Source organism: Paraeggerthella sp., assembly GCF_048427265.1.
In the GTDB taxonomy this organism is placed as follows: domain Bacteria; phylum Actinomycetota; class Coriobacteriia; order Coriobacteriales; family Eggerthellaceae; genus Paraeggerthella; species Paraeggerthella hominis.
Genome location: NZ_DBFOSR010000076.1, coordinates 1 through 3,889 on the forward strand (window position 1 = coordinate 1; position 3,889 = coordinate 3,889).

Annotated in this window: 4 protein-coding genes and 1 pseudogene; 2 read left to right on the plus strand and 3 right to left on the minus strand. The window is 63.3% G+C overall.

Features of this window, described 5'->3' with window-relative positions; all coding sequences use genetic code 11:
• The coding region (locus ACMNI9_RS07200; protein ID WP_418831353.1) for a LysR family transcriptional regulator at positions 1–170 on the minus strand (170 nt) is incomplete at its 3' end.
• 130 nt (positions 171–300) lie between these two features.
• Here ACMNI9_RS07200 and ACMNI9_RS07205 point away from each other — a divergent pair.
• Entirely contained in the window at positions 301–591 is a 291-nt protein-coding gene (locus ACMNI9_RS07205; protein WP_225749434.1) for a hypothetical protein, read from the plus strand.
• A gap of 172 nt (positions 592–763) precedes the next feature.
• On the opposite strand, the gene ACMNI9_RS07210 is transcribed toward ACMNI9_RS07205, so the two are convergent.
• Positions 764–1,342, minus strand: a complete 579-nt coding sequence (locus ACMNI9_RS07210; RefSeq protein WP_225749433.1) for a nitroreductase family protein — start codon at positions 1,340–1,342, stop codon at positions 764–766.
• Between the two features lie 164 nt (positions 1,343–1,506).
• Here ACMNI9_RS07210 and ACMNI9_RS07215 point away from each other — a divergent pair, with 164 nt between their 5' ends.
• Positions 1,507–2,622 carry a M20/M25/M40 family metallo-hydrolase gene (locus ACMNI9_RS07215; RefSeq protein ID WP_418831352.1) on the plus strand — a complete coding sequence of 372 codons (1,116 nt, stop codon included), beginning with the start codon at positions 1,507–1,509 and terminating at the stop codon, positions 2,620–2,622.
• 514 nt (positions 2,623–3,136) lie between these two features.
• Here the strand turns inward: ACMNI9_RS07215 and ACMNI9_RS07220 are convergent.
• Positions 3,137–3,889 (minus strand): annotated as a pseudogene (locus ACMNI9_RS07220) (ABC transporter permease); the annotation flags it as partial.

Sequence of the window (3,889 nt, forward strand, 5' to 3'; positions counted from 1 at the left end):
GCTCGTTCGAGCAGCTTTACGCCCAGCTCCTGCTCCAGCCGGTGAATGGTCTGCGTGAGCGCTGGTTGCGCCACATGGAGCTTCTTGGCGCTATTCGTAATATGCTCGCTGCGCGCCACCTCGTGAAAGTAGCGCAGTTGCTGTAGCTCCATGAGAGTCCCCGCCTTCATTCATACGTTCAGCATTATGAATTCAGTATAATCAATATATTGGACGCAGAAGGGGCGTGGGTATACCGTTACCGTCGGAATGCAAGCGCGAGCGCGACTGGAAAGGCCGCGCGTAGGAGATGATCTGCGGATGGCGGAGATACTGGAGGCTGCGATGCTCGTATGTTTCGGGCTGTCGTGGCCGCTCAACGCGTACAAGAGCTTCAAGGCTGAAACCGCAGCGGGTACAAGTTGGCAGTTCATCGGGTTGATTACGGCCGGCTACCTGGCGGGCATCGCCGCGAAGTTCGTTTCGGGCTCGGTGAACTGGGTGTTGGCCGTGTACTTCATCAACCTCGTGTGCATTGGGGTGAACTGGATCGTGTACGTGCGCAACCGTCGGCTGGATGCCGTGCGAGAAGAGGAACTGCTCGTCTTGTAGCCCGGTCGCGCAGGCGGAGGCTTGCGTCCCGCGTACGCGGCGGCTCCTGCTCGTGCAGGCGGCGACCATCGTCCCGCAAACGACAGCCAATGTCCCGCAGGCGACGGCCTGCGTCCGCGCGGGCAGCGGTCCCCGCCCGCGCAGGCCGGCCTTCGCCCCCGTGCGACAGCCCTTACAAAAGCACGTCGGAAAGAGGGCGCTTCGGAACGTGATGGACGCTCGCCTCGTCACGCCAGTATTCCGTCGCTCCATTGGCGGAAATGGTGGAAACGACCACTTTTTCGGCGGGCTTTCCCAAGGCGAGCACCAAATCGGGCTTGAAGCGATCTCCGTCGATTCCCAGCGCCTGCGTCAGGCTGCGTCGCTTGAAAGATCCCAGGATGCAGCCGCCGTAGCCGGCTTCGACGGCTTGCAGCATGATGGTTTGCGCGGCAATGCCCTCGTCCCAGGCGGTGAATACGTCGGCGAGCGTGCGGTCGCAGTCGCTCAGGATCACAATGTAGGCGCTCGGCCTTTCTCCCGGCTCCGGCCCCGGCCAGTCGGGGAGGGCCTTCGCCCATGCGCAGCAAGAGAAGACTTTCTCGCAGGCGCGCTCGTCGGTTACCAGAGCGTAGCGCAGCGGCTGGGCGTTTCCGCTTGAAGCTACCAAGCGGGCAGCATCGATCCAGGAAACGAGCGTCGATCGCTCGATGCGGGCGGCTTCGTCGAATCGGCGGTAGCTTCGGCAGGCTTTGACAAGGTCGTGCAGCATGGTGCCTCCTTGTTGTTCGGGCGGCGGTTGCGCTCCCGTTGCCGGGTTTTCGCGCATCGGGTTACCCCGATGATTATAATGAAGTTCGCTGCGATTGGGTGCCCCGGTGCCTCCGTTGCGGCTAAATCGAAACGTAGCCGTCCGCACGTCCCGAAGGAAAGCTCATGAATCCGAACCGTTTGCTCGACCTGTTCCTGGAGATCGTTCGCATAGAAAGCCCCTCGCGCAAAGAGGGCCTTATGGCGAAGCGCTGTCAGCAAGAGCTTCTTGACCTGGGATTCAAGGTGCGTTTCGACGATTCTGCAAGCGAAACGGGTTCGGAAACGGGCAACCTCATCGCCTATCGCGAGGGTCGGTCGAAGGGCCAGATCGTGCTTTCCGCGCACATGGACACGGTGCAGCCGTGCGCGGGAATTTCCCCGGTGGTCCAAGACGGCGTCGTGCGGTCTGCCGGAGACACCATTCTGTCCGCCGACGACAAGGCGGGCGTCGCGGGCATCTTCGAGGCATTGCGCTCGCTTATCGAAGCCGACGAGGACATGCCTTCGGTGACGGTGCTGCTTACCACTTGCGAGGAGTTGAGCCTGCTTGGCTCGGGCGCGTTGTCCGAAGACGAGCTGCCTGCGGGTGCGCCGTGCTACGTGTTCGACGCCGACGGCGCTCCGGGCACCGTGATCCTGGGCGCACCGTGCCACTACACGTTGCGCGCGGCGTTCTCGGGCCGCGCGGCGCATGCCGGCGTGGAGCCCGAGGCGGGCGTTTCCGCTATCCAGATGGCTGCGGCGGCTGTTTCGGCCATGCGTCTGGGGCGCCTTGACGATGCGACCACGGCGAACGTCGGGCTCATCGAAGGCGGGCGCGAGGTGAACGTGGTGGCCGACTCGTGCACGCTGGCGGGGGAGTGCCGTTCGCTGTACCGCGACCGAGCCGATGCGCAGCGCCAGGCCATGACCGTCGCGCTCGAGGAGGCTGCCGCGCGTTTCGGGGGTTCGGTGGACGTGAGCTGGCGCGAGGATTACGGCCCCGTGCTGTACCAGGAGCCCGATCCGCTGGTGCAGGGCGTTGCCGCGGCCACTCGTGCGGCAGGGCTTGAACCGGCGTTTCGCTACTCGGGCGGCGGCGCGGACGCGAACATCCTGTCTGCGCGTGGCGTACGTGCCGTGACCTTGGGTATCGGCATGACGAACTTCCATTCCGTTGACGAGTTCATTACCGTGCAGGATCTGGAAGGCACCGCGCGCCTGGCCGAAGAGCTCGTGCGGCAGGCCGCCCGCTCGTAGGCGCTGGCGGGGCTTGGCGGCTCGAGCGGCCGTTGCCGCGCGCGCGGTCGGCGATTCGAGCGTCGCGCTGCTGCCGCGTGGCCGGCGACCCACGCCGCGCTGCTACCGCGCGGCACGGGTTGCTACCGTGTGGCCGATGGCTCGAGCGTTGCGCTGCCGCGCGCATTGCGTCTGCGCGCTGCCGTTACGTGCGCGTTTCGCCCATCAGTGCTGCCCGGGACGGGACCTTGCGCACGAAAAACCGCTCTCGCTGGCGGTTTCTGACGGTTTGAGGTCGTTTGACTCCCGCTGCAAGCCGGCTATTTTCAACTAGGATTCGCCACGTGCTTTTGACCAGGTACGATGCGAAGCGCCCTTTAGCCGAAAGGGCGGCGAAGGCGAATCGACGATCCCTAACCGTCAAAACCTGCCAGCGAAGGCGTTTTTTCGTGCGCAATGCCTCGACGGACGGCAATGCGCTGACCGAAACCGGCCTCCCGAGGGAGCCCGGCCCTTCGCGGCGCAGCCGCGACGATCATCCATGCGTCCGAAAAGCCGAGAATGTCCTTCTTCGAAGAGCAATGCAGGTAGGAACCAGCGTCGAAACAAGAACCAGGCCAAATCCCACCACCGAGACAACAAGACCTTCAGTGAAAGCCAAGCCGTCGAAAAGGGACAAGCCGGCGGCGTTCGCCACAATAGCCTCCGATGCCAATACAGCGAGCATGCCCAGCAAAGTGGCGTTAACCGCATGAATAAACGCCTCCCACGCAGCAGCAGCCAACAAAGCGGCTGATCCGACGCCACTTACAGAAAGAACGGCGACATCGCGAGCGCGCGACCTGGAAGACATCACCACGCCGGCTGCCGCGCCAACCGAACACAACAGCACGGGACCGCCAAGAAGCAAAACGGACGACGTCCAATCCAGACTCGTGCTCAGATCAGCCATATCTTGCTGCTGCGCGTATATTCCCAGCAGCCCCGAAAGGGAAAATATACTTGCAGCAAAGCCAAATCCCACCATGATGGGCGTTTCGATCGAAACGCTCGCAGCAAGGCCGTAACAAGCGAAACGACGCGCCAGCTGCCAAACGCCTCCGCACCGCTGCGGCACGATCGCGGTCCACGCTCTCATCAACGCCGGAAGCATAAGAGGAGCGGCAACCGCCAGCAACGTCATTATAAGAATAGGGGGATACAGCGAGCTGGACACCACGGCACCCGGATCCGCTTCGGCCATGAAAGCGGAAAGCCGGCAAATACCCACGAGCACTCCCACGAACAG

Bases quoted from the DNA above. Each gene is read 5' to 3' on its own strand.
- ACMNI9_RS07205 (WP_225749434.1), top strand. From the start codon at position 301: ATGGCGGAGATACTGGAGGCTGCGATGCTCGTATGTTTCGGGCTGTCG.
- ACMNI9_RS07210 (WP_225749433.1), bottom strand. From the start codon at position 1,342: ATGCTGCACGACCTTGTCAAAGCCTGCCGAAGCTACCGCCGATTCGAC.
- ACMNI9_RS07215 (WP_418831352.1), top strand. From the start codon at position 1,507: ATGAATCCGAACCGTTTGCTCGACCTGTTCCTGGAGATCGTTCGCATA.